Origin of the sequence: Leptospira brenneri (assembly GCF_002812125.1) — a bacterium.
GTDB lineage: Bacteria > Spirochaetota > Leptospiria > Leptospirales > Leptospiraceae > Leptospira_A > Leptospira_A brenneri.
The window spans coordinates 215,851-241,535 of the sequence record NZ_NPDQ01000001.1; the positions used below are offsets into that span (position 1 = coordinate 215,851).

General features: G+C 37.5%; 17 protein-coding genes. 16 read left to right on the top strand and 1 reads right to left on the bottom strand.

Features of this window, described 5'->3' with window-relative positions:
- Positions 1-20 precede the first annotated feature (20 nt).
- The 9 genes from CH361_RS01105 to CH361_RS01145 all read left to right on the top strand — a co-directional run bounded on the left by CH361_RS01105 (position 21) and on the right by CH361_RS01145 (position 14,901).
- Positions 21-983, top strand: a complete 963-nt coding sequence (locus CH361_RS01105) for a Gfo/Idh/MocA family protein (RefSeq protein WP_100788981.1) — start codon at positions 21-23, stop codon at positions 981-983.
- Between the two features lie 8 nt (positions 984-991).
- On the top strand, positions 992-1,549 hold the full coding sequence (locus CH361_RS01110) for a YqgE/AlgH family protein (RefSeq protein ID WP_208861375.1): 558 nt from the start codon (positions 992-994) through the stop codon (positions 1,547-1,549).
- 21 nt (positions 1,550-1,570) lie between these two features.
- Positions 1,571-2,320 carry an SDR family NAD(P)-dependent oxidoreductase gene (locus CH361_RS01115; RefSeq protein ID WP_100788983.1) on the top strand — a complete coding sequence of 250 codons (750 nt, stop codon included), beginning with the start codon at positions 1,571-1,573 and terminating at the stop codon, positions 2,318-2,320.
- A 178-nt stretch (positions 2,321-2,498) separates the two neighbouring features.
- Positions 2,499-3,923, top strand: coding sequence for a circularly permuted type 2 ATP-grasp protein (locus CH361_RS01120; RefSeq protein ID WP_100788984.1), 1,425 nt, complete (start codon positions 2,499-2,501; stop codon positions 3,921-3,923).
- Positions 3,924-3,932: 9 nt separating this feature from the next.
- Positions 3,933-4,901, top strand: a complete 969-nt coding sequence (locus tag CH361_RS01125) for an alpha-E domain-containing protein (RefSeq protein WP_100788985.1) — start codon at positions 3,933-3,935, stop codon at positions 4,899-4,901.
- A gap of 2 nt (positions 4,902-4,903) precedes the next feature.
- A complete protein-coding gene (locus CH361_RS01130) occupies positions 4,904-8,161 on the top strand; it encodes a transglutaminase family protein (RefSeq protein WP_100788986.1) in 3,258 nt (1,085 codons plus the stop codon).
- Positions 8,162-10,696, top strand: a complete 2,535-nt coding sequence (locus CH361_RS01135; RefSeq protein WP_100788987.1) for a circularly permuted type 2 ATP-grasp protein — start codon at positions 8,162-8,164, stop codon at positions 10,694-10,696.
- Positions 10,689-11,570, top strand: coding sequence for a transglutaminase family protein (locus CH361_RS01140; RefSeq protein ID WP_100789409.1), 882 nt, complete (start codon positions 10,689-10,691; stop codon positions 11,568-11,570). The genes CH361_RS01135 and CH361_RS01140 overlap by 8 nt, the downstream gene beginning before the upstream one ends.
- A 109-nt stretch (positions 11,571-11,679) precedes the next feature.
- On the top strand, positions 11,680-14,901 hold the full coding sequence (locus CH361_RS01145) for an efflux RND transporter permease subunit (RefSeq protein WP_100788988.1): 3,222 nt from the start codon (positions 11,680-11,682) through the stop codon (positions 14,899-14,901).
- A gap of 157 nt (positions 14,902-15,058) precedes the next feature.
- On the opposite strand, the gene CH361_RS01150 is transcribed toward CH361_RS01145, so the two are convergent.
- A complete protein-coding gene (locus tag CH361_RS01150) occupies positions 15,059-15,421 on the bottom strand; it encodes a Spx/MgsR family RNA polymerase-binding regulatory protein (RefSeq protein WP_100788989.1) in 363 nt (120 codons plus the stop codon).
- A 50-nt stretch (positions 15,422-15,471) separates the two neighbouring features.
- Between CH361_RS01150 and CH361_RS01155 the strand changes: the two genes are divergently transcribed.
- The 7 genes from CH361_RS01155 (at position 15,472) to CH361_RS01185 (ending at position 25,639) form a co-directional block, all read left to right on the top strand.
- Positions 15,472-16,557: a UDP-N-acetylmuramate dehydrogenase gene (locus CH361_RS01155; RefSeq protein ID WP_100788990.1), complete on the top strand. Its 1,086-nt coding sequence runs from the start codon at positions 15,472-15,474 to the stop codon at positions 16,555-16,557.
- A gap of 45 nt (positions 16,558-16,602) precedes the next feature.
- Positions 16,603-17,625 carry an endolytic transglycosylase MltG gene (mltG, locus tag CH361_RS01160; protein ID WP_100788991.1) on the top strand — a complete coding sequence of 341 codons (1,023 nt, stop codon included), beginning with the start codon at positions 16,603-16,605 and terminating at the stop codon, positions 17,623-17,625.
- A gap of 62 nt (positions 17,626-17,687) precedes the next feature.
- Positions 17,688-17,945 carry a hypothetical protein gene (locus tag CH361_RS01165; RefSeq protein ID WP_100788992.1) on the top strand — a complete coding sequence of 86 codons (258 nt, stop codon included), beginning with the start codon at positions 17,688-17,690 and terminating at the stop codon, positions 17,943-17,945.
- Between the two features lie 160 nt (positions 17,946-18,105).
- Positions 18,106-19,878, top strand: coding sequence for a hypothetical protein (locus CH361_RS01170; RefSeq protein ID WP_100788993.1), 1,773 nt, complete (start codon positions 18,106-18,108; stop codon positions 19,876-19,878).
- A 54-nt stretch (positions 19,879-19,932) separates the two neighbouring features.
- Positions 19,933-20,505 carry a hypothetical protein gene (locus tag CH361_RS19810; protein WP_244279460.1) on the top strand — a complete coding sequence of 191 codons (573 nt, stop codon included), beginning with the start codon at positions 19,933-19,935 and terminating at the stop codon, positions 20,503-20,505.
- Positions 20,506-20,612: 107 nt separating this feature from the next.
- Positions 20,613-23,597 carry a TonB-dependent receptor gene (locus CH361_RS01180; RefSeq protein WP_100788995.1) on the top strand — a complete coding sequence of 995 codons (2,985 nt, stop codon included), beginning with the start codon at positions 20,613-20,615 and terminating at the stop codon, positions 23,595-23,597.
- Positions 23,598-23,773: 176 nt separating this feature from the next.
- Positions 23,774-25,639, top strand: coding sequence for an ankyrin repeat domain-containing protein (locus CH361_RS01185; protein ID WP_100788996.1), 1,866 nt, complete (start codon positions 23,774-23,776; stop codon positions 25,637-25,639).
- Positions 25,640-25,685 lie beyond the last annotated feature (46 nt).

Sequence of the window (25,685 nt, forward strand, 5' to 3'; positions counted from 1 at the left end):
TTGGAGGATTGAGAGCATCTATGGATAAAAAAGTCCGACTCGGAGTCATTGGTACTGGCCATATGGGCCAATACCACGTAAACGTTGCCAAACAGCTTTCTGATGCTGAACTCATCGGGATATTTGACGCTAACGGAGAACGTGCAGCGCAAATAGCAGAGAAACACAAAACAAAAGCCTTTCCAACGGTAGAAGAATTGTTAAAGGAAATTGATGCTATCGTCATCGCGGCACCAACTTTTCTTCATCACAAAATCGCAAAACAAGCGTTAACTGAAAAGAAACATGTTTTAGTAGAAAAACCAATTTCACAAACTGTGGAAGAAGCAAAAGAATTAGTTGCTTTGGCTAAACAAAACAATTTAATTTTGCAAGTTGGACACGTAGAAAGGTTCAATGGAGCCGTTTTAGAACTTGGAAAAATTGCAGAACATCCTCTTCTCATCGAATCCAGAAGGATTGCACCTTATAACAGCAGAATCACTGATGTTGGTGTAGTTTTGGATATGATGATCCATGATATTGACATTGTTTTGAACTTAGTGAAATCCGAAGTTACGAATGTAAAAGCAGTGGGATCTTCGATTGTCTCCAATCATGAAGATGTGGCGAGTGTGGTTCTTACTTTTGCAAATGGATGTGTTGCTTCCCTCAATGCATCTCGTGCTTCCCAAGCAAAAATTAGAACACTCAATATTTCTCAAAAAGATTCTTATGTATTTTTAGATTTTACCAACCAAGAAATTGAACTACATAGACAAGCAAGTTCAACAACACAACTTGGAAGTGGAGAAATCAAATATAGACAAGAATCCATTGTGGAGAAAATCTTTGTTCACAAAGATAACCCACTCAAACAGGAACATGAGCACTTTGTAAAATGTATTAAAGGAGAATCAGAACCTATGGTTAAGGGTGATTCTGACATTAACACATTGGAAGTTGCTTACAAAATCTTAGAAGAAATTCACGGCAAAAAATAATGACAGAAATCCCTGACTCAACTCGAGGAAAGTTACTCATTTCCAATTCCAGTGTGATTCAGGATTTTTTTCATAAATCCGTTGTCCTTATGGTCGATCATGACGACGACGGTGCCTTTGGACTGGTTTTAAACAAACCCACCGACCAAACCATGGAATCACTTATCAAAAATCTTCCTGATACCGTTTATTCCAATAAACAGGTTTTTTCTGGTGGGCCAGTGGACAATATGTTCGTATCCATTCTTCATAATGGGAAACAAACAGAAGATCCGGGAGTAGAAATTGTTCCAGGGATTTATATGGCGCGAAGTTTTGATACGATGATTGAAGTTCTTTCTTCCGATCAAATTCAGTTTCGTGTTTTGCAAGGATATGCTGGTTGGTCTTCCGGCCAATTGGAAAGCGAATTTGAAAGATTGTCTTGGGTAGTTTCGGACCAAGTAGATGAATCCATTATTTTTCGCGAAGATGATTCTGAAGTTGTATGGCGAGAAGCACTTCGAAGCAAAGGTGGAATCTACAAATACTTTGTTGACCACACAAAAGATCCATCTCTCAATTGATCCACTCAATGAATTACTAATATGAAACTTGCATCCAAAAAGATTGTGCTCAGTTCAGGTTCTTCTCCCTTAGGAAAAGAACTTTTGCCGTTGCTTCTTTCTGAAGGTGCACTTGTCGTAGTTGGTGATTCAAATCCAGAGGAAATTCCAAACCATCCCAATCTCCAAAAATACAAAATCGATACATCCAAACCTGATCAAATGGAACGTTTGATTGAATCAGCAATTGAAACCTTAGATAAAATCGATGTTTTTATTTTAAATTCCGAACAACTTACCTACGCGGAAGATGAAATAGAAGATTGGAGTAAATTAAAAATTCTTTTCCATTCCAATACACTCGCACCTATTTATACGGTACAAAAATTAACAAATTTAATTTCAGTGGGCCTGCATATAATCGTTGTTAGCTCTGATTTAACGAAAATTCCCACTCCTGGTTTTGGATTGTATGGGTCTACGAAATCTGCTTTGGATTATTTTTGGGATTCCTTTCGTGGGCAAATCGGCAGAGAATTTCGATTCTCCCGAATCATCGCACTTGAACCAAAACTTTCAGATCCAACGAGACTTGCGAATCGAGTATTCCGGTCGATCCTTCGCCCCAAAAAAAGGAGATATGAACATTTTTACCAGTTGGGAAACCGATTTTTGTTAAAATTTTTACCTTTTTTACGTTTTTTCCGGACCCTGGCCTATGCTTTTCGCCTAAAACAAGAGAAAAAAAAGAAAATTTCCGACCCAAATCTCCTGCCTTCCACCGAAAATTAGTCATTTCGTACTCATTCTATACAAAGCCATCCTCGGTTTTCAGGCCGTGCTTAATAATCGTACATAAAAAACTCATCGTTTAACTTAGTTATGTCGGATGGAGGGGAAATCCATCCTTTCCAGTCAATTCTTCCATTTGGTACAAATATTGCTAACTAAGTAAGCAGAGGGTACCACCATGTTTATCGCCGACTATAGTGCCAAAAATATATATGATGAGATGTTTTCCAGCGAAGGTTTTCCTCGCAAAAGTTACGACTTCGTAAAAACAAAAATGGAGAGTTTGGGTGGGATCGAACTCGTAAAACGTAGTACTTCAGCAGAAAGGGCTCTCATGTCCCTTGGGATCACCTTTACCTTGTATGGTGATGGTGGGGAACAAGAAAGGATTATGCCTTTTGATGTCATTCCTCGTATTGTTCCAAGTGAAGAATGGGTCAGTATGGAAAAAGGACTGAAACAAAGAATCCAAGCACTTAACTTATTTTTAAGAGATATTTATGGCGAAGGAAAAATTCTAAAAGATAAAATCATTCCTCGTGATTTGATTGAGTCAAGTTCTGGATATCTCAAACAATGTATCGGTCTAAAACCTCCCAAAGATATTTGGATTCATATTACGGGAACTGACTTAGTGCGAGATGGTGCTGGTGCCTTCCATGTGTTAGAGGATAATTTACGTTGCCCGTCTGGTGTTTCTTATGTATTGGAAAATCGTGAGGTGATGAAACGAACCTTTCCTGAACTATTCGAAAAGTTAAACATCCGCCAAGTTTATGATTATCCTTATCACTTAAGATCGATGTTGGAGAATCTAACAGACGTAGTTGATCCAGTGATTGCTGTTTGGACTCCTGGTGTTTTTAACTCTGCTTATTATGAACATAGTTTTTTGGCTCAAAAGATGGGAGTGTATCTTGTTGAAGGATCCGATCTTATCGTAGAAAATCATAAAGTTTATATGAAAACTACGAAAGGACTTCGTAAAGTGGATGTGATTTATCGAAGGATCGATGATACCTTTATGGATCAGTCAAGTTTTAGACCGGACTCTTTACTTGGTGTGAAAGGAATTTTTGAAGCATTCAAAAGAGGTAACGTTGCACTTGCCAATGCTCCCGGCACTGGTGTTGCTGATGATAAAGTAATTTATTCTTATGTTCCTAAGATCATTAAATACTACTTAGGTGAGGAGCCAATCATCCCGAATGTTCCTACTTACCTTTGTTCCGAAGAGTCGGATTTAAAATTTGTTTTGGAAAACATTCATAACTTGGTTGTGAAAGCTGCCAATGGTGCCGGTGGTTACGGAATGATTATTGGGCCAAAAGCCACAAAACAAGAACAAGAAGATTTTAAGGAACTGATCAAAGCAGATCCGAGAAATTATATTGCTCAACCGGTTTTAAATCTATCTACGGTTCCGACACTGATAGCCGATAAAATTGAATCAAGACACGTTGATTTAAGGCCGTTCATTTTGTACGGTAAAGATATCTATGTAATGCCGGGTGGGTTAACTCGTGTTGCGCTTCGCAAAGGATCTCTTGTGGTCAATTCATCCCAGGGAGGCGGTTCAAAAGACACCTGGGTTCTAGGATAAAGGTGTTATATGTTAAGCCGAGTTGCCGAATCAGTTTTTTGGATGAATCGATACATCGAGAGGGCGGAAAATTACTCTCGGTTCATTGATGTCAACCATCAGTTATCATTGGATTTAAATGAAGAGGTTCCTAACCAGTGGTTACCACTGGTTCATACTACGGGTGATATAGAGTTATTTGAGAAACGATACTCTAGTCCGAGTCCGGTGAATGTCATACGGTTTATGACCTTTGATGAAGAGAATCCGAATTCAATATTTCAATGTTTATCTAGAGCGCGTGAAAATGCCCGAACCATTCGTGAAAATATTTCTACTTCTATGTGGGAAGTCTTAAACGAGTTTTATCTCTTTGTGAAAGACTATCGCAAAGTATATATGGAAAGTTCAGCATTACACGGAGATACTCTTTCAATGGGGCTCTCTGACTTTCTCAGTACAGTTCGAAAAAGTTGCCAAAGTTTTTATGGATGTTCTGATGCCACTATATCTCATGATGAGGTTTGGAACTTTTCTTTGCTTGGGAGATTTTTAGAACGAGCAGATAAAACCACGAGAATTCTAGATATGAAGTACTTCATATTACTTCCTTCAGTCCAGGATGTCGGTTCTACTTTGGATTTATTACAATGGTTATCACTGTTGAAATCTGCTTCTGCACATGAGATGTACAATCAAAAATACAAACGAGTCGATCCAACTGATATTGCTGAGTTTCTAATTTTAAACGAAACTTTTCCAAGGTCTATTTTCTTTTGTATCCAAGAGATGCAAGAGGCGTTGGAGAAAATATCTGGCATCAAGGAAGGTTTACCAAGAAATCTTGCCCAAGACGCCACCACAGTATATTTGAATCGTTTGCGATCCGAAAACATCAAATCCATTTTTGATAAAGGACTACATGAATATCTAGATGATATTCAAATAGAACTCAATCATATAGGTTCCAAAATTGTGGAACGATTTTTTACAAACTAACTATGAGTATACGAGTTGCATTATCACATATCACTACCTATCAATATGATAAGTCGATTAAATTATCGCCGCATGTGATTAGGCTTAGACCAGCCCCACATACGAAGAATCATATTGTTTCTTACTCTTTAAACATTTTACCGGAACAAAAGTTTCTAAATTGGCAACAAGATCCATTTGGAAATTACTTAGCTCGATTGGTTTTTCCAGAAAAAACCAATATCTTACAAGTAGCAGTTGATCTGGTTACTGATTTAAAGGTAATCAATCCTTTTGATTTTTTTGTCGAAGAATATGCAGAAAACTTTCCATTTTCATACGATAAAGTTTTAAAGAAAGAATTAGCTCCCTACTTAAAAGTTAAAAAGCCAGGTAAGTTACTCGCTCCTTATCTCAAAACTATTGATAAAACTCCAAGAAGAACCGTTGAGTTTTTAGTAGCTTTGAATGCTAAACTTTACTCTGACGTTGGTTATGTGATTCGTATGGAACCGGGAATCCAGACCCCAGAGGTCACTTTAGCACAAAGGATGGGGTCATGCAGGGATTCTGCTTATCTTCTTGTACAGATTCTTAGAAATATGGGTCTTGCTGCGAGATTTGTATCAGGTTATTTAATTCAATTAAAAGCAGATGTAAAGTCTTTGGACGGTCCTTCTGGTGCGGAATCTGATTTCACTGACTTACATGCTTGGGCTGAAGTTTATATTCCCGGTGCCGGCTGGGTAGGTCTTGATCCCACATCTGGTTTATTTACGGGGGAAGGTCATATCCCGTTAGCGGCCACTCCTGAACCTGAATCGGCAGGTCCTATTTATGGTTTTGCTGAGAAAGCAAAGTCTGAGTTTTCATTTCACATGGGAGTGGAAAGGGTTTTAGAAACTCCTCGGGTCACCTTACCATACCAAGGCGAAGATTGGGATCGAATCATTCGTTTGGGTGATTCGATTGATAAACGAATTAGAAAAAATGATATTAGGCTTACCATTGGTGGAGAACCTACCTTTGTATCTACTGAAAACCGTGAAGCCCCAGAATGGAATTTTGATGCATTGGGTTTTGAAAAATATTCCAAATCAGAACAACTCATCAAAAGATTAGGAAAACATTTTGCTCCTGGTGGATTACTCCAGTATGGACAAGGAAAATGGTATCCGGGAGAACCAGTTCCTCGTTGGGCGATGATTTCTTATTGGAGAAAAGATGGGGAACCTATATGGAACCATCCACATTTACTTGCAGATGATCGGTATACAGGATCAGCAACAACAGAGGATGCCAGAAGATTTGTTAGTACACTTGGAAAGTATTTAAGGATTCCAAATACATCAATTCACGCGGCCTATGAAGATAATTTATATTACCTTTGGCAAGAAGGTAATTTACCGATCGAAACAGAATCAATGTTAAACGACTTGAATACTTACGATGCGATGGAACGTAAGAGGATATTAAAAGTCATTGATTCTGGGTTACATCGTGAAGTAGGTTATGCCCTTCCTTTGGATTACAATTCGTTCAACGGGGCTTGGATATCCGACGAATGGAGTTTTCGACGTGGAAAAATGTATTTAGTTCCGGGAGATTCTCCTATTGGTCTACGTCTTCCTTTGAACTCGTTAGGCGGAAAACAAATTCATTCCTATCCTGAGGATCCAGCTACCCCCAAACCCGCTTTGCCAAAACCTAAGGAATTAGGTCAATCTCCTTTCTCTTCAACTAATGTTAGTTATTTTATTGGTGGATTTCAAACGAGAACAGCTCTTTGTGTGGAACCGAGAAATGGAAACCTTCGTGTATTTTTACCACCAATCCAATCTTTGGAAGGTTGGCTGCGACTCATTTATGCGATTGAGCAAACTGCTTTAGAAACGGATATTCCGATTGTATTAGAGGGTTATGAAGCTCCTCATGATCCAAGACTCAATCGATTTAAAATTACACCTGATCCAGGAGTGATTGAAGTTAATTTTCATCCTTCTTCTACTTTTGGAGAGATCGTTGAAAAAACAAAAGTTCTTTATGATGAGGCATATCAACTTCGTTTAACAGCTGAAAAGTTTTTGATCGATGGGCGCCATTCAGGCACTGGTGGAGGAAACCATATTACTCTCGGAGGAGCTTCCGTTAGTGACAGTCCATTCCTTCGTAAACCTTCGCTTTTGCGAAGTTTGGTGGCGTATTGGCAGAATCATCCAGGACTTTCTTATTTGTTTTCAGGGATGTTTATTGGTCCAACATCACAATCACCAAGGATCGATGAAGCAAGAAATGATTCTTTACACGAATTAAAAATTGCATTCCAACAAATCGATTCGAGCCGACACACACCTCCATGGATGTTAGATCGAGTTTTAAGAAACATCTTACTTGATATTACAGGAAACACTCACCGAACAGAAATTTCCATAGATAAACTTTTTGATCCAGGTTCTCCTACCGGAAGGCTTGGCCTTATTGAAATGCGTGCTTTTGAAATGCCACCTCATTATCAGATGAGTGTTATCCAACAAGCATTCATGATGGCGATCATTTGTCGGTTTTGGGAAGATCCTTATTATGGAAGTCCTATCAACTGGAATACAGAGTTACATGATAGATTCATGTTACCTTATTTTGTTTATCGTGACTTTAAAGAAGTGATCCAAGATTTGCAGAATAGTGGATTTGGATTTTTATCTAAAGACTTTGATCCGTTTTTCGAATTTCGATTTCCGCAATATGGAATTTGTTATTTAGATGGAATGGAGATAGAATTGCGAATGGCCTTGGAACCTTGGAACGTACTGGGTGAAGAGAACACAGCACAAGGTACATCAAGGGGAGTTGACTCAGCAACTGAACGAGTACAGGTTACGGTTAAAGGATTTCATCCAGAAAGATATAAACTTAGCTGTAATGGGTACGAAGTTCCGCTACAACCTACATCAATACAAAATGAATATGTCGCAGGTGTAAGATTCAAAGCTTGGACTCCTGTTTTTACTTTACATCCTCAATTACCTGCTCAACAATCTTTAGTATTCGATGTCTACGATACTTGGAATCATAGAGCGCTTGGGGGTTGTACTTATCATGTTTCACATCCAGGAGGATTGTCTTATCAAACCATTCCTATTAATGGCTATGAAGCAGAGTCTCGAAGGATTTCACGTTTTTGGACTCATGGGCATAAGATTGGAAAAAGCCTACCACCGATTCGATTGGAAAATAAAGCCTTCCCATCAACGCTGGATCTTAGGATGGTAACATTCAAGTAGATGATGACACAAGATCCTTATCATTTAATCGGAAATTACAAAACAATTCCTGGAGTTTATGACGAACTCTATGATGCAGAAGGTCAAATTCGAAATAAATATAAGTTCTTGGTAAAATCATTTCAGGAACTTGGGCCGGCTGAGCTTGTCAATCGAAGACGTGATACTGATCGAATTCTCAGGGAAAATGGTGTTACATACAATTTATACCAATCAGATTCACCAGAAGCTAAGGAAAGACCTTGGGATTTGGATTTGTTTCCCTTGGTTATGGAAAGTGAAGAATGGCGGGTATTAGAAAGAGGCCTAAACCAACGAGCAGATTTATTGGATGCTTTGGTCAGAGATGTATATTCCAAAAGACGCCTGTTATACGAAAAAAAAATTCCATCAGAAATTCTTTTTAATGAAGCTTCATTTTTACGAGCTTGTGATGGAATGTATGATTCCAATCATTTCCTAGCTAAAAATCCAGCGCTTTTGTTTTTTGTTTGTGATTTGATTCGTGCTGCAGACGGAAATTTTTATGTTTTAAATGACCGTGTCCAAGCCCCATCTGGTTCTGGTTACTCTCTTGAAAACCGAATTGTACTCTCCCGAATTTTTCCCAGTATGTATCGCGATGCTATGGTACACCGAGTTGCAGTTTATTTTAGATCCTTACGTAAGTCTTTAACTCAACTTGCAGGCGTTACTGGGCGTGAACCTGTGATTGTTCTTTTGACCCCAGGTCCATCTAATGAAACTTATTTCGAACATGCTTATCTTGCTGGTTATCTTGGTTATACCTTGGTACAAGGGGAAGATTTAACTGTTAGAAAAAATAAAGTTTATATGAAAACCGTTGAAGGTTTACAACAGATCGATTTGATTTTACGAAGAGTCGATGATGATTTTATGGATCCATTAGAACTAAGAGGAGATTCTCTCTTAGGTGTTCCTGGGCTTTTGGAATCAGTTCGTTCTGGACATGTAAAAATTGCAAATCCCATTGGAACTGGATTTTTAGAAAACCGTGCCCTTTTGCCATTTTATTCTGATCTATGTCGATTTTATCTAGGTGAGGATTTGATCTTACCGATGGCACCCACCTATTGGATGGGAACATCACATCATTATGATTTAGTTCTAGAAAATCCGGAAAAATATGTTTTTAAAACGGTTTCTCGTAATGATGAAGAAAAACCCGTTACTTTTAATGAGCTTAGCGGAGAGAGAAAAGATTCTTTTTTAAATAAATTAAAATTATTCCCGAATCGTTTTATTGCACAAGAAATGATTGCTTCTGCAACCGTACCAGTATTAGGTGAGCATGGGTTTCGACCTGGCCGTGCCATTATGAGAACTTTTGTTTCTTCTTCTGGTTCTGGATACCAAACAATGGCAGGTGGATTGGTCCGAGTATCTCCTTCTTTGGATGATTTTTTCATCACAAGTCAAAGAGGAGCTTGGAGCAAAGATCTTTGGGTCCTTGCAACGGAAACTCAAAAAGAGGAATCATTACTCGTTACTAAATCCGATCAAGTATTAATATCTAGAAAAAGTTCAGGGGTTCCTAGTAGGGTCGCTGACAACCTATTCTGGTTAGCAAGATATTTGGAAAGATCGGAAAATCAAACAAGAGTTATTCGAGAAGCAGTATATAAAATTTTACAAGTTGAAGATGGATATGAAAGAGAATCTTTAGAAAATGCTTTAAAACTTGTAACTCATGTAACCAATAGTTATCCAGGATTTCTTGGTGATGATGCAGGTGATTTATTTTTAAATCCATTTTCCGAACTACAACGATTGACAGCAAATCGTCAGGTTGTTGGAAGTTTAGCATTCCATTTACGAAGTTTGGTGATTGCATCGAGATCAGTTCGAGATCGTCTTTCTGACGATATGAAAAAGATCCTTCTACAGTTGGAAGATCAGTCCAATCATGAAATCGAATCCTATGACCAAATTATTGATTTTTTACAGAAGATAGTAGTGAACTTATCTTCTTTAACAGGATTGTCTTTTGAAAATATGAGTCGGGAAGCTGGTTGGTATTTCCTCAATTTGGGTCGTAGAATTGAAAGATCAATCAATATGATTTTGATGTTACAAGGTATGATTCGATGGGACAGTTTTAGAGATAAAGCTTCTTTTGAAACATTCTTACGTATTAACGACATTCGACTAACATATAATCGTCGATATAGTGGAAAAATTGATCAAGAATCTGTGTTGGATATATTGTTATTTGATACTACAAATCCAAGATCATTTGCTTATCAGTTAGAACAAATCAATTCCGATATTCAATTTTTGCCAGGGAAAGATGAGAAAGTTGTGTACTCTGAAGACCGAGCTGCTTTACAGCTTTATACTCATTTTAAAATGAAAGACATCTCTATCTTCTTTGAATTAGAGAATCCTTTAGAATCAGTATCTGTTTGGTTAGAAGAGTTACATGGTTATTTGAAAAATCTATCTGATGCAATTTCATCGAGGTACTTCAATTATACCGAAGAACAAACAAGGATCGGTGATGGCAATGGCTGATTTTAAAGTCATTCATAAAACTAAATACAGTTACGATGATATGGTTGCTTATTGCCATAACATGGCACATATGTATCCTTTAACTTCACCACACCAAGATTGTTTTAGAACTCATGTCACTGTAAATCCGAAACCAGTTGTATCTTCTTTTAGAAGAGATTATTTTGGGAACCAAGTGTTTTTATTTTCTGTGGAAGATCCTCATCGTTCTTTAGAGGTGGTAGTGGAATCTACAGTGCGAACCCATCAGTCATTAGGGATTGATCTATACAAATCGACACCTTGGGAAGATATTTATTCTCTTATCCATGAATCGACCTTAGATGCTGATATTCTATCAATTGAGTACATCCAACCGTCTTCTTTTATTCCAGCTAAGGAAAGTTACGCGGAATTTGCGAAAATGTTTTTTACTAGTGGCAAACCTGTTTATGCAGGAGCATTGGAGATGACCACATACATCTATCAAACATTTAAATATGATCCTAAAGCAACTAGTATTAATACTCCTATCGATCAAGTCCTTCATGAAAAAAAAGGTGTATGTCAGGATTTTTCACATTTAATGATAGCTGCCTTGCGCTCATTAAGAATTCCAACTCGTTATGTTAGCGGATATCTAGAAACGTTACCACCGCCTGGTACACAAAAATTGCAAGGAAGTGATGCAACGCATGCCTGGGTTTCTGTCTATTGTCCAAATTTTGGATGGATGGATTTTGATCCTACCAATGGAAAGATGATTACAGAAGAATATATTATCACTGCAATCGGACGAGATTATGCGGATGTATCCCCGTTAAAGGGAATTCTTTTTGGTGGTGGCAAACATAAGTTAAAAGTGGAAGTGGATGTAATTCGTGAACAAATATAGTTGTTCGTTATTATAATTTTACTCTATAATTGTATTTAAAAAATTAAATCATTTCAAGTTTCACTAGTCAGAATGATCAGTTTTGATAGTCTGATATATAGATAACTTTATGATAGAATCAATCATTGCCTTTTCCATCCAAAACAAATTTAAAGTAATGGCTTTTACTTTTGTTTTTTGTTTGGTTGGGGTTATAAACGCATTCCATTTACCAATAGATGCCGTTCCTGACGTTACCAATGTTCAGGTCACAGCAGTAACCTCTTCTCCTGCTCTTACTCCATTTGAAGTTGAACAATTTATAACTTATCCTATTGAACTAAAGTTAAACGGAATTCCTGGTGCAACAGAAATTAGATCCATCTCTCGAGCTGGTGTAAGCTCTGTATCTGTTATATTTGAAGATGGGACTGATATTTGGTTTGCAAGACAAATTGTTAATGAACGTTTGAAGTTGGTTGATGCAGAAATCCCACCTGAATATGGAAAACCTGAATTAGCACCTGTAGCGACTGCACTCGGAGATATATACGAATTTATATTAACATCAGAGAATCATAACGAAACGGAATTACGTAGTTATATAGATTGGGATCTTTCGAAAAAAATTAAGAGTGTTCCTGGAGTCATTGAGGTAAATACTTTAGGCGGTTCTTTAAAGCAATATCAAATATTAATCGATCCAAAAAGATTACAGGTCCATAACTTAACTATTTCAGAAATATTAGATAACTTAAAAACAGCAAATTTTAATACGGGTGGTGGCTATGTTCAAAAAGGTTATGAACAACTTGTCATCAGAGGTGAAGGTCAATTTGAAGGAATTGATGAAATCAAAAGAGTAGCGGTAAGAACTGCTAGTGATGGAATTCCTCTTTTGTTAGGACAAATTGCAACAGTTCAAGAAGGCCCTGCATTACGGTTTGGAATTGCTACAAAAAATGGTAAAGAGGTTGTTGCAGCCACAGTAATAATGTTGTTAGGCGAAAATTCTAGAGATGTTGTTGAAGATGTAAAAAAAAGAATCGATGAAATTAGTGCAACGCTTCCCCAGGGAATGAAAATTGAGCCGTTTTATGACAGGTCCGAGTTTATCAATCGAGCGCTGAAGACTGTTTTTATTAATCTTTCTGAGGGAGCGATCTTAGTTTTTTTTGCTTTAATATTCACTCTTGGTACTGCCAAAGGAGGTATACTCGTTGCTCTAGCGATCCCTGTTTCCATGTTAATTGCTGTTATATTTATGAAATATATCGGTGTTGTTGGAAATTTGATGTCGTTAGGTGCTCTGGATTTTGGGCTTCTTGTCGATGGTTCTATTGTGATGTTGGAATCTGTTCTAGCAGGTTTTTACATTGGTAGGAAAAAATTCAATAGGCCGATGAATGAAGACGAAATTCAGAATATTACCGAAGGTATTATTCTAGAAAGGTGTCAGAAAGTAGGGAAAGCTGCTGCCTTTTCTGTCGCTATTATCATGTTAGTTTATCTTCCACTTATGGTTCTTGAAGGAGTGGAAGGTCGAATGTTCCGTCCTATGGCAATCACTGTGGCGTTGGCTCTGGCCAGTGCACTTGTATTTTCAATTACAGTGTTCCCCGCAAGTCTTGCCATTTTTTATAAAAAGCCTTTTATTCATAAGGCTCATGCTTGGGAAAAGATTGAAGAGTATTATGTTTTGCTTCTAAATTGGGGAGGGCAAAGGAAAAAGAAAATTTTAACATTCTCATTACTCTTGGTGTTGGTTTCTTTTTTTCTAGGATCTTATTTAGGTTCGGAATTTTTACCAAGAATTGATGAAGGTGAAATAGAAATTGATGCTAAACGTTTGCCTTCCACCGCGATTGATTATTCTAAAGATTTAAATAAAGACATAGAAAAAGTATTAAAACCTTTTCCTGAAATATCTAGCGTTGTTTCACGTGTTGGCCGTGGCGAATCAGCAGCCGAACCATTAGGTACAGAAGAAACTTCCGTTATGGTAAAGTTATCCCCAAAAAAAGAATGGGTAAATGCAAATTCAAGAGAAGAGTTAATGAATGTTTTGAAAGAGAAATTAAATTCATCGATTCCCTCAACATATTTCAGTATGTCACAACCAATTGAAAATCGTGTAAATGCCTTACTTACTGGCTCTAAAGCAGATGTTGTGCTTAAAATTTATGGTGATGATTTACAAACACTTAAAACTCAAGCGGATAAAGTTGCAAGTGTCCTTGCAAAAATAGAAGGAACAGGAGATTTGCGCGTTCAACGTTTGTTAGGTCTTCCTATGTTACAAGTAAATACAAATTATGATAACATGGCAAGATATGGAGTTACAGCTTCTGAAATTTTAAGAACAGTTGAAATGATGAGAGTTGGTTCGACAGCAGGTAAAATATTTGAAGGTGCGCGTAGATATGATTTAGTTTTAAGATTAGATTTACAAGCCAAAGATATCGATTCAGTTCGTAACATTCCCATTATGACTTCAAGAGGAACAACCGTTCCTTTAGGCCAAGTTGCAGATATTGAAATCCTTGATTCTGCTTCAGCAATCTACCGAGAAGGTTTAAAACGAAGAATTTTTGTAGAGGTAAACATTCGAGGAAGGGATCTCGTTGGTTATATCAATGAAGCAAAAAAGAAAACTGAATCCATTCAAAATTCTTTACCAGAAGGATATGAAATCGAATGGGGAGGACAGTTTGATAACTTCGTTCGCGCAAGGGATCGACTCGTTCTTGTTGTTCCTGTAGCACTTGCTATTATCTTTTTTATGCTGATTGCAGCGTTTGAAAGTGTGTATTATGCAGTGGGAGTTTTTTCAGTGGTTCCACTTGCTGCTGCAGGCGGTATTTTAGGATTATTAATTCGTGGACTACCATTTAGTATTCCAGCAGCTGTTGGGTTTATTGCAGTGAGTGGAATTGCAGTATTGAATGGTGTTGTTTATGCCTCGACTTTAAAAGATGAAATTAAAGGTGGCGTGGAAATTGATAAGGCAGTAGTTTCCGCTGGTATTTTATCTTTACGTCCTGTTCTCACGACCGAGTTTATCGCAGCGATTGGATTTTTGCCAATGGCTTTATCTACGATGGCAGGTGCGGAAGTTCAAAGGCCACTTGCTACTGTTGTCATCTTTGGTGTGTTAGTTGCCACTGCTCTTTCCCGATTAGTGTTACCTTTTGTTATGGAATCACTTTTGAAATTGGATGAAAAAAGGAAATTGGTGAAGGAACAAAATCGAATCAGCCGAAGTTCGAAGTTAATCCAAATTGATATCGGTGACCATGATGAGGAGTCAGAATCGCCCTCAGAAACAAAATCCAAACAAAAGCGGAAATAATTTGTAATCGATAAGTTTGAAACATGAACTTTTGCGCCAAAAAAAATGGATTTTGTCTCGAGTGATTGTGTTTCAAGGAGAGCTGTGATAGATGGATCTCATTGGGAGGCGGGTCTAGTTCCCCTCCCTCTGTCGGGCGGGGATCCTGTACCCACGCCTACCCCAACTTTCCCTTCCACTCCTCTTCCTTAAATCCGACCAAAAACCAACCATCACCCACAACAAAAGGCCGTTTGACCAAATTTCCGTTAGTAGATAGTTCCTTATAAATTTCTTCTTCAGAGAGATTTCCTAATTTTTCCTTCCAATTTCCTTCGCGGTAGTCCTTCCCTGAGGTATTAAAAAGTTTCTTAATGTCACCTAAGTATTGTTTTGCTTTTTTTAGTTCGGAGACAGTTGGCGGAGTTTCGCGGATAGGGAGTTGCTGGAAATCAACTTTTTTAGATTTTAAGTATTTGAGAGCATTGCGACAGGTGCTACATCCAGAATATTCGTAAACTTTGGGATTGGAACGACTCATACGACTGATTTTCTTACTTACGATTTTTGCGGAAACTTTTTATTGGAACTATGTTGGTGCAAAACAATATTCCTTTGGCTCCACTCACTACATTTCGGTTGGGTGGTGAAGCAAAATTTTTCGTCTCAATCAAAACAACGGAAGATTTATCCAAGGCACTTGAGTTTTGCACAAAGGAAAAAAAATCTTATTTTGTTTTGGGTGGTGGATCGAATACAATTTTTCGGGATTCTGGATTTCCTGGTGTTATACTTCAAATGCAGATTCCAGGAATCCGATGTTTGGATGCAAATGAGGATTTTGCTATTTTTCAAGTAGGTGCCGGCGTTCCTTGGGATCAATTTGTTGAATTTACAGTAAAACAAGGATTAGCTGGAATTGAATGCCTTTCTGGAATTCCCGGTTCCGTAGGTGCATCTCCCATTCAAAATATTGGAGCTTATGGCCAAGAAGTCAAAGACTCTATTTTAAAAGTAGAATGTATGAATCCATCGGGGGAATTGATTACTATTTCCAAGGATGATTGTAAGTTCCGTTACCGGAATAGTGAATTTAAATCCGGAGTTTACAAAGATTATATTGTTACATCTGTTACGTTTCAATTATCAAAACTAGCTTCTCCTTGTTTCCGTTATCCTGAAGTAAAAAATGCCTGGGAAAATTTTTTTTCCAATCTAAATCTTAACAATCCACCTAACAATGATTTGCGTGTTTTCCAAATGGAAACACTTAGAAATCTTGTCATCCAACTTCGAAAGAAAAAATCAATGATCCTGGATGAAAAAGATCCCAATACCCGATCTGCTGGTTCTTTTTTCACGAATCCGATTTTATCGGAAAAAGAAGTAGAGATATTCTTAAAAACAGCTAAAAATCATGGTTTTGAAAACCCACCGGTATATCCTGAGTCTCCAGGATTCAAAAAACTTTCGGCTGCTTGGTTAATTGAAAATTCAGGAATCCAAAAAGGGACAAAATATCCGGGTGGAGTGGGCATCTCAGAAAACCATTGTTTAGGTCTAATCAATATAGCGGGAACAACATCCGCACTTTTAGATATGGCTGAATCAGTCAGACAGAGTGTATTTGATAAATTTTCCGTTCGATTGGAAATGGAACCGGTCGTAAGACCCTAAAAAAGATTTGGTAATTGTCGATATAACAAAGAGAATGGGGATGGAATGAACTCAAAACTTAAAAAATACCTGATTTTATCAGGACTTGGTGTTGCCTTACTACTTGTTTTAGCATTGATTGGGTTTTTCGTAATAGACGAAATCAAAGGTGGGGCAGTAGGTGATGGTCAAAATAAATATGAACTCATTATAGATTCAGGAGAGCCTTCTTCGAGCGTTGTGCGAGAGTTAGCTGCTGCTGGAATGATCAAGTCATCAGTTTATTTCAACTATCTGATGAAATTTACACGAGCTGGTAATAAAATTAAACAAGGGGTCTATGATATTAATGACGGAATGAGTTCCCGTAAAATTTTAGACGTCATCATTTCCGGAAAAGTCAAACTTGTAAACTTTACTGTTCCTGAAGGATATAACAATCGTCAGATTGGAGATTTGTTAGTTTCTAAGAAACTAGCAGTCTCTCGGGAGGAGTTTTTAAAAGTAGCTCAGAGTCCTGCTTTAATTACTAAGTACAATATCCCGGCAAAAACTTTGGAAGGTTATTTATTTCCAGAAACTTATTCTGTTCCTTTAAATTATCCTTTAGAAAGAATTACTGAAATGATGATCAAACGCTTCTATAAAAAACTAGAATCGATTCCAGAAGCAAAAGACATCAAACCAGCAGACCTTCATTTTCGAGTGGTTCTTGGATCCATTGTGGAAAGAGAAGCAGTAAGAAAAGAAGAAAGGCCAATGATGGCCGGTGTTTTTCTCACTCGCATAGAAAAAAATATCAATTTAGAATCATGTGCGACCATTCAGTATTTATTTGATAAACCCAAAAAGAGACTTTTTGAATCTGATCTAAAGATTGTATCTCCTTATAATACTTATATCAATGGTGGATGGCCACCTGGACCAATTTCTAATCCTGGTTTACCGGCACTCATTGCTTCCTTCAAACCAGAGAAGTCGGATAAACTATTTTTCCTTCTAAAACCAGATGGTTCACATTATTTTTCTGCAACCTTCAAAGAACATTTGGAAGCAAAAAAGAAATTCATCGATGTATTATATCAATAAGTAATATTGAAATCCTTGAAAGCTTGGTTTTGCTGATTCTATTTTAGTGGGATAATCATTCAATGGCCGAAAACATTGTAGAACTTAATATTGCTATCGGTGGGATTTCTAAGGAACTTTTGGATGTACAAAAGGCTTTGGATGCCTACCGAGAGAAGCAGAAGCGAAAAGAAGCAATCGATGAAGCAGCCATAACCTTTGTATCCAAAGCAGAGCTTGTGATTGAAAAGGCAGAAAAAGGCGATCTTCAGCTCACCCCAGACCAGATCCGTCGCATCAAAAGTAATTTGGTGAAGATATTAAACCGCGTCAGAAAATAGTCCCCTTAACCAAACCTTCATAAAACCTTCACCAGCTTGTCATCCCACTGTAACAAATAATGAACATAGTTATCCTTAGCTAGAGGGAGAATTTTTGCGAATCCCTTTCGGGAAGACCCGCTAGCCAAACAAATTCGATTTTTTCGAAAGAGGATTTAAAATGAAAAATTCATTCAAAAAAAGTCTGGTGTTTCTTTCCATCATTTTGATGGGATTCACTATGATGAATTGTCCAGGAAAGAAGAAAGATGATACTGCTATGCTTCTTGGTTTAGCAGCATTGCTCAATCAACCTGAATACACAGTTGTATTAACTGGAACTTTGCGAGGAGCGGATACTTTACCGATGAAAGATGGAAAAGTTACCCTTTCCGGAAGTTTTTTATCTAGTGGCCAATCCACTATTGCTGACTTTACTACATGCGCAACAAGTGGGGCACCACCTGCCAACGGTACCGTAGATGGTGAGTTCACAGTTTTATTTAAAGTTTCATCACTTAGTGGTGAACTAACATTTACTCCAAATGATGCTGCATCTGCATCGAATGCGAATGCGTGTTCGGGTGCGGTTGTCGGAACAACGTACATATTAGATCTACCTGCTAGTGATTATACAAATGTAACTGGTGCACCTGGAATATTGTCAGTAAACTTGAACTTAGATGATAGGACGAATACTAACCAAATTTCCTTATCAGGTAATACTGGTTATTCGATCACTGTGAAAGCAGTTAAAGTTTTTGTTAAAGGAGAATATCCAATTGTTAATCCAACGGTTGGTGAAAATGTTTGCGACGGACGAAGACTAGCGGGTGGTCCTGTAATTAAATCCGGTTCTATTTCTGGATCTGAGACATGGTCTGGTGGTATCCTCCTCCAAGGAACTGTCACTGTGGAATCTGGTGCAACTATCACTGTTACTCCTGGAACGGCAGTTTTTGGCCAAAGAGGATCTTCCATATTCTTCAAACAAGGATCAAAGTTAGTTTCGAACGGAACCGCTGCTGACCCAATTTGCTGGTCTTCTGCAGCTGCCCTCGGATCTCGTTTTCCTGGTGATTGGGGTGGAATTGTTGTCATTGGAACAAGTGGTGCATCGAGAGCTTCAAACACAGAGGGAACAACACCAACAGGTTACGGCGGACCAAAAGGTACGGACGTTGAAAATTTGAATATGTCTTACAACATTGTTGAGTTTGCCGGAAACGAAGTAGCACCTGGAGACGAATTGAATAACATGTCGATTTACGCCTCTAAATCAGTGCTTAGTTTCGTGCAAGTCCATAGAGGATTGGATGATGGATTTGAGGCTTGGGGTGGATCGGGAACTTGGTCAAACCTATTAGCAACGGGTGGATTGGATGATGACTTTGACTTGGATGAAGGCTTTAGTGGAACTATGACGAATTTAATCGGTCATAAATACCCATCATCTTGTGGTGGATCCTTCTCAACCGATCCACATGGATTTGAAATGGACGGGACGGACGTATCAACAGGTGCATCCTGTGCTTCTAATGCAATTGGTACTTGCACGAATCCAACCATTACGAATGTGACTTTACTTGGAGCAGGTATTTCTGGTGGCCAAGGAATGAGATTGAGAGAAGGTTTTGCCGGGACAATCAACAGAGCTATCATCTTTGGTTTTGCAGACGCAGCGGCAGTCAGTACATCGACATCAGGAACTTATCCAGCAATCACTGCAACTATTTCAAACCTTGCTTACCAAACTGGAAAAACAACTGCGATTACTCCAACTGGTTCGACTACAATCTCTGCAACTCCAATCAATTCTGACGGATCAACAGCAGAATGTGGGTTTGGAGATTCAAAACCTGACTACAGAACCATCAGTTCTCTTTCTGGAACTTATGTCGGTGGTGCTTCCACTGAATGGTATAAGGACTGGACTGTCTATCGGGCAAGATAGTTAAATCAAAATTAAAACTTTACCTGGTGGCCTTACCTAAGGCCACTAGACGTTATGATGCGTAATCTCCTAATTATACTCTCCCTTTTAAGTTTTTCATTTTGTAACCAAGAAGATTGGCGCGAACAAATGGAAGTCGAAAATCAAAAAGTCATTCTTAGAGTTGAAAAAGACCATCAACTTATCAAAGAGAATGGTTTTAAGAAAAGTGATTGGGTTAAGTCCTCCAAATCTAAAGAACTTGCGGTTCAAAATTTTTTGAATGAAGTATTTCAAAATCATTCATCAAATGAATATTATGTGAGCTGGGAAGAAAAACTAAATGTAATTTTTCCTAATACATTGGGAAAAGGCACTCTTCTCGATACGACACCGTTGGCTGAATATAAAAAAGTTTTAGAAACACGAGAATCATTTGCAATCACAGAAATCAAAAATCGCATCCAGAGCAAAAAATTTAGAATCTCATCTTTTGATTGGGAAAAACCAAGAATGTATGGTGAGATGATAGGCCATAAACCGAAAGCAATTAAGATCCTAATTGATAATCAAGTCATTGTCCTTGATCAAATCAAAATGGTTTTTGAAACAAAATCTGGTTATAAAGTTGGAGTGATAGGACCTTAAATTTTGTAATCTGATTGTAATAATTAGTTCACATAAACGTAACTCAATCGAATCCCCTTTTCATTTACTTACACGTAAATTCTAGAAGCTTGGCTCTGAAGGAATTTATGAAATCAATCAAGACACTTCTTACCTTATCCTTATTGGTCTTTTTTTCAACTTTTAGCTTATATGCACAAAGTAATGGATCAATTCGAGGAACTATCATTGATTCAGAAAACGGAGAACCTGTATTTGGTGCTACTATCGTTGTTCGATCAGAGAAAAAATTTGCAAAAACTGATTTTGATGGAAAGTATAATTTAGAACTTCCTCCGGGTACATATCAGGTGGAATATCAAATGTATGGTTATGGCCCGCAAAATAGAACGATTGTCGTATCTGCCGGGAAACCTGTCAGTATGAATGTAACATTTGGTGCTCAAGTGTTACAAACTGTTGAAGTGAAGGATCGTGCAATCAATGAATCGGACTCTTCCTTACTACAATTACAAAAAAAATCAGCAACGGTTTCAGATGCAATTGGTGCTGAATCGATTAAAAAATCACCAGATTCATCCGCTGGTGATGTGATTAAAAGGGTCACAGGGATTACATTAATTGGTGGTAAGTATGTATTTGTTCGAGGTTTAGGGGAAAGATATTCATCAACATATTTAAATGATGCATACATTCCTTCCACGGAACCAGACAAAAGGGTAGTACCTTTAGATTTGTTTCCAGCCAATTTAATTAAAAACATTCGCGTAATAAAAACTTTTGTGCCGGAAGAGTCGGCGGAGTTCTCTGGCGGACTTGTTAAAATTGAAACGAAAGAATATCCTGATGAATTTACGATGAAAGTCGGATTTGGAGTTGGTTATAACGGAAATACTACGAGAAAGAAATGGCAAACGTTCGAAGGTGGAGATTTCTTTGGAAGGCCAACTGCCAATCAGGAACTTCCTTCTGCTGTAAAAGCTGTTCCCGATTTTTTACCTTTTGAACCCGGAAGTCGTTTTGGTGGAATCAATCCTACTTTGATTAACGTAGGTGGTACTTCTTTTCCATCACAATGGACACCAGATACTACAAAAGCACCTTATGACAAAAACTTTAACTTAACTGTAGGAAATACTTTTAAATTAACTGAATCTGGACAAAGACTTGGTGTTATATTTGGTACTACCCATTCTGTCGATTATCGGTTTAGACGTCAAAAAGATGTGAGATACATTCCTGCAAACCCAGTGTCTCTTTCTGCTAAAGATTTAACCACTGTTTCACCATTGCAAACACAAGATGCTGATATCTATGTTGAAGATCGATTGTTCGGAAATAATTTAAACTTTGCTTATGAACCGATGAGCGGCCAACAATTCTTCTTGAAGAATTTTTATTCAGTTTCATCCGAGAAATCAGTTCGAGAATCTGTAGGAACAAATAATATTGATAATTTCCAATTTTTCTCTCAAACCAATGACTTCATTAGTAGACAATTGTTTAACTCAAGTTTTGGAGGAAAACATGCGATCAATTTGGGGTCTTTGAGTAGGCCACATACGCTTGATTGGCAAGTGAACTATGGTGAGGCAAAAAGAGATGAGCCGAATTTGACTCAACAAGTATGGCGAAGACCTCAAACAAGTTCTGTAACAACCGTTCCAACAAGGCTGGGAAATAACCCCGATGGTTCAAGGTTTTACTCTACTTCCAATGATACCGTTAGAAGTTTTAGTGTTGCTTATGAAATTCCTTTTGATCAATGGAACGGACTTAAATCCTCATTTAAATTTGGTGGGTCAGCATTAGATCGCTTTAAATCGTTTACTTTTAGAGAATTTGGGTCTAAATCAAACGTTGGGGCCTCTACAACTGATTTATACCCGGTACCTGGAGAAATTGTTTATAATCCTATAGAGTTCTTGCGAACAAATAGTACAGGGCTTGCAAACAGGACTTTTTCCGAAAGACAAGTAGAGCCAAATGCTTATGATGCTTATCAAAAGTTACATTCCTATTTTTCTCAATTTGATGTTCCATTATTTCCTAAATTTCGATTCATTGGGGGAGCTCGTTATGAAGACTCCTATCAAAAAGTAAAAACATTTGTGCTTAAAGAGCAGTTCGATGTCAGACGACCAGGTTATGGTTGTGATACAGGTTCGGAAGGAGAACGAATTCTTTTAGTAAAGAATAACATTTGTTCTGCAGATAATAATGGTGTTGGTGAAATAAGAACAAAAGACGTTCTTCCGAGTGTAAATTTTGTATATGAATTTCTACAAGACCAAAATTTACGGTTTGGATATACTCAGACGCTCACTAGACCAGATTTCCGCGAAATGTCTCCGTTCGCATTCACTCCTTATTTCGGTGGAGATCGAATTCGAGGTAATCCAAATCTTCAAAGAACTTACATTCATAACTTTGACTTTCGTTATGAATACTTTATGGGTGGTGCAAACTATATCGGAGCGGGAGTCTTTCATAAAGATCTTTCTAACCCTATCGAGCTAATTGGACAACCAGTAGCGGGTCAAATTTCGCCATTCTTCACTTATGCAAATGCTAGTCGGGCAACCATTCGAGGTGTTGAATTAGATTTCCGAAGAGAGTTTTTTGATAAATTCCGTTTTGAAACGAATGTGTTCTTTATCAAATCTCTTGTAAATGTTATCTCTTGGGAACAATATACAATTTCGAAAGCAGGATTGTTAGATCCAATTGATAGAAGTTTTTCTTACGATCCCACAAACATTCGAAGACCATTACAAGGACAGTCTGACTTCGTAGCAAACTTGAAGTTTGATGTGTATTTGAATAAACTAAAAACAACCACGATTGGTTTATACTACAACTACTTTGGTGACCGGATCTTTGTCGTTGGTGCGAACGGTACTCCAGATGCCTATGAACGTGGTGTTGGTTTAACGGATATTGTTTTCTCCCATAAAATAGACGATAAACTTGATTTTAAATTTGCGGCAAAAAACGTAACGGACCAACGATTTAAAATTTATGTAAAGGATGAATTGCTTAACGAAGAAAAACTTTTCCGTTCATATCGTGAAGGGGTTTCCTTTTCGATGTCAATGGGATATAAATTCTAAAATAATTTCATAGACCCTGCAACTGCGGGGTCTCTCTCATTCTAAAACTAGACAATTTCTTTCTTTTTATTAAATACTTCTTCCCCATTGAATAAGATTCAATAGATAAGTACAATACCTAATCACCTATCAATTTCTTCCTTGTTTTTCTAGAACTTCAGATACAGAATTCTGAAATGAAAAAGAAAACAAATGCCAGCTCTTCACTTTTGAAATTTGCTATCTTATGGAATTTAAAATTTGTTTTAAGTTGTCTTTTAGTTCCTAATCTTTCCTTTCTTTCTGCCGAATCAGACATCGTTTTAGACATCAATCAAATCGCCGAAAAAACAGAACGTATTTCACTTAAGTTACCTTCTGATCATTCCTATCTTACGACGACATCTACTTCTTATACAAATGCTATGTCTGATGGAACTCCTGCTCCCAAGATCGTACACAATGGCACAGAAGAATATTACTTAGTCTATAATGATGGTAATTCTAATGGCAGAATTGTAAGTTTAAATTCTAAATTTAAAATTTTGAAAGAACTCGTAAGTTTAAAAAATTTTCGAATAGAAGATACCATTGCCGATTCAAATGGACTAACTCTTTTAGTATCTGCATTTGATGTGGAAAAAAAAGGAAATTTTGAAACTAAAAATTTTCATTCGGCTTATATCAATCAATACACAACTACTGGAAAATTAAACTTTAGTATTAAAATAGTTGGAACAAAAGAATACAAAAAAGTTGGTGACCAAGGTATCGATACAGTTTTTGGAACTTTAACTCTGGAAAAAACAGCTGACAATTATTATGCGACCTATTTTTCAACTTATCGAAAGTGGGACGATGGTGTTACCCATCAAAGTGAGTATTTGGCATTGTTTGACAGTTCTGGAAACAGAGTGATGAAGTCGGATAATCAATCTCCAGAAGGTTTTACTTGGAATGTGAGTCATAGTTTTCGGCCAAGATTTATTAACGATGGAAAACAATTGGTAATGGTTACGGTAGGGGATGCCTATCCAAGAGGGCTCGTTGTCGATAGTTTTCCAAATAAAAACCGTGAAATACCGATTGTGGTTCCCAAAGCAGGACCAAATGAAACTTACCAATATGTTCCAATATCAACAGGAGATTTATATTCGAAAGATGGTACAACTTGGATTACATTTGATTCTAATTTAGATCGTTCATCTTATGATATTGGTTTAATGATTAAAAAAGATGAAGTTCTTTCTAAACCCATTTATTTAACCAATACAACGAAACAGAGAGAAAGAATTCCAAGAATTGTTCCATATGGAAAAGATCATCTCTTTCTTATGTGGATGACAGATGATGGCAACGATAAAGACAAATGGTTTCCCAAAATAGAAAAGATGAAACTGGAAGTTTGTTTGATCAAAAAAGACGGGAACTTAGTTTCCAAACCACAAAACTTCGGTTCACCTAATTTATTTTTTCGTGCAGCGGCACGTTTTTTCCAGTTGCCTGATGGTCGTTTTGGTTGGGTTAACGATCTGACTGGGTTTGCTGACCAATTAGAAATTGTTTTAGTATCACCTTACAAACAGGAACTTAATGTTGCTTCACCAAATGTAGATATCGAATCACCAGTAGCGAATATAAAATTGGATCCTAAACTTAACCAACCTATGATTGCAGCTATTTATAATGGAAATGAAGCTGAAGCAATTTCGCTTTTGAGTCAAGGAGCAGATCCAAATGCATTGTATGAAGGTTGGTCAGCTTTGTTATACGCTGCATACTTTGGACGAACCGATTCAGTAAAAGCACTTCTTTCCTATCATGCAAATACAGATTTTACTGTAGATGGATGGAATGCTCTTCGATTATCGGAAGTTAGAGGACATAGTCAAATTGTTGCCTTGTTACAACCATTGACTAAGGCATTGTCGAGATCTATGACGAAAACACCAAATCCTAAAAACCCATTCAATATAAATATTCAGGGAAGGAATCTTCGATCAGAGATTGAACCACCAGGATTCAATCATAATCTAAATCAATTGGGAAAACCAATCAATTGATTTCCCAATTTTCTTGGAAGTGAATCAGACGAACTAATCCATTTCT